The sequence below is a fragment of the Chitinophaga sp. genome (assembly GCF_035564935.1).
Classification (GTDB): Bacteria; Bacteroidota; Bacteroidia; order Chitinophagales; family Chitinophagaceae; genus Chitinophaga.
Map to the genome: position 1 here is coordinate 1 of NZ_DATMTE010000474.1, position 2,546 is coordinate 2,546.

The 2,546-nt window shown below is 48.5% G+C and carries 1 protein-coding gene; it reads left to right on the top strand.

Annotation, left to right across the window (positions count from 1 at the left end):
- Window positions 1-2,546 (top strand): alpha-2-macroglobulin family protein (locus tag VN105_RS12215; RefSeq protein WP_325641222.1); only part of this gene is annotated, 2,546 nt, incomplete at both ends.

The window sequence follows — 2,546 nt, forward strand, 5'->3', positions numbered from 1 at the left end:
CTGTTGGGTTCTGCCGCCGGTAATATTCACCTGATCCAGACAAAGAGAACCGTAACAACAAAGGAGACCATCTCTTCGCTTGAGTTCTCCGGTATAAAACAAATAGATTTTCCCGTAACAGAACAAGACCGGGGAAATATATCGCTGGCTTATGTATTTGTAAAAGATAACCGGGTGTTCACCGTTGACCCAACAATAACAGTGGCCTGGGACAACAAAGATCTCCAAATAAAACTGGGTACACACCGCGATAAATTATTACCCGGCGAAAAAGAAAAATGGACGGCGCAGATCTCCGGTTATAAAAATGAAAAAGTAGCCGCTGAAATGCTGGCGTCTATGTATGATGCCTCTCTCGATGAATTTGTACCACATAGCTGGTATAAGCCCAATATCTATCCATCTGTATACAATATCCTCACATTCAATGGCAGGGATAATTTCAAAATGGATATATCCGCTGGGCTTTATGAGCCCGACAGGCAGGCTCATACTGCGGAAGAAAAAAGATACGAAATGCTGAACCTGTTCGATTGGGATATGGACGGCTACAACGGAGGCGGACAGGTGGTTGTGGGCTATGGCACTTCAAAGCGATTGAGGTCTGCCGTAGCAAAAGCAGGACATGCACCTGCCATGCAGGAAATGGCCATGGCTCCCGCGCCGGCAGCAATAGCAGATGACAGCATTAAAGACAAAGCAGTTGCCAATAAGGCCGGTGGCGAAGAAACACCCGCAGGCGAAAAAGAACCTGCAACGCCTTCCATCCGTAAAAACTTCCAGGAAACTGCCTTCTTCTTCCCTGATCTCCGCACCGATAAAGACGGCAATATCTCCTTTGAGTTCACCGTGCCGGAAGCGCTTACCAAATGGAACTTCCAGGGCCTCGCGCATACCAAAGACCTGGCTTTCGGCTACACCAGCGCCAGCATCGTAACACAAAAAGTGCTGATGGTGCAACCCAATACGCCACGGTTTGTACGTGAAGGAGATAAAATGGAATTTACTGCTAAAGTGAGCAACCTGTCGGATTCCCAGCTGATAGGCCAGGCGCACCTGGAACTGCTGGATGCTACTACCATGCAGCCGGTAGACGGATGGTTCCAGAATATTTTCCCGTTGCAGCATTTTACCGCCCAGGCAGGACAGAGCACCGTAGTGAGCTTCCCTATCCAGATCCCGCATGGGTTCCAGAGCGCGCTCATTTACCGGGTAACTGCGCAGGCAGGGAATTTCAGCGATGGAGAGGAAAATGCGTTGCCGGTGTTAACCAACCGGATGCTGGTAACTGAATCGCTTCCTTTGCCTGTTCGCGGCGATGGCAAACATGATTTTACTTTTGATAAATTATTGCACAGCGATTCTTCACAAACTATTATTCAACACGGCCTTACCGTTGAATATACCAGCAATCCCGCCTGGTATGCCGTTCAGGCATTGCCTTACCTGATGGAATTTCCATACGAATGCGCAGAGCAGGTGTTTAACCGCTACTACGCCAACGCGTTGGCTACCCATATTACCAACGCCACACCCGGTTTAAAGAACATTTTCGATAAATGGAAAATTACCGATACGGCGGCAATGGAAAGCAACCTGGCAAAAAATGAAGAGCTGAAATCCGTATTGCTGCAACAAACACCATGGGTATTAGAGGCAAAGAATGAAGCGCAGCAGAAAAAAAATATCGCCCTGCTGTTCGATCTGCAACGGATGCAGAAGGAGCGGAAATTAACGCTGAACAAGCTAACTGCCCAGCAGTTGCCGGATGGCGCATTTCCGTGGTTTACCGGTATGTGGAAAGACAGGTTCCTTACACAATATATCGTGGCAGGTATAGGTCATTTGCAACAACTCACGGGCGAAAAAGATCCTGCCGCTACTGCCATGGCAATGAAAGCGATCGATTACCTGGATAAGGAACTGGATGCAGATTACTACAGGTTACTGAAAGCAAAAGCCAATATGAAAGAACAGCAGATAGACCAGGTGCAGATCCATTACCTGTATGCCCGCAGCTTCTTCGACAAGCCGGTGCCTGCTGCCATGAAAAAATCATTTGATTTCTACTATGCACAGCAACAAAAATACTGGGCAAAACAAAGCCGCTATGCACAGGGAATGATTGCCTTATCGCAGTTTAAAAAGAACGACCAGGTAACGCCGGCGGCTATACTGAAATCGCTGAAGGAAAACGCGATGAACAGCAAAGAAATGGGGATGTACTGGAAAGATGTAACCAGTGGTTACAACTGGTACCAGGCGCCTGTTGAAACACAGTCGCTGCTGATAGAAGCCTTCCAGGTGGCCGGTAAAGATGCCGCCGCTGTGGCGGATATGAAAACCTGGCTGCTGAAGAATAAGCAAACCAATAACTGGCGTACCACCAAAGCTACTGCAGACGCCTGCTATGCCATGCTGCTCCAGGGCGACAACTGGCTGGCTGCTTCTCCCGAAGTAACCATACAACTTGGAAACACCCCGGTGAAACCAGCCGCCCGGGAGGCGGGTACGGGTTATTTTAAAGAAAAGATAGCAGAAAAAGC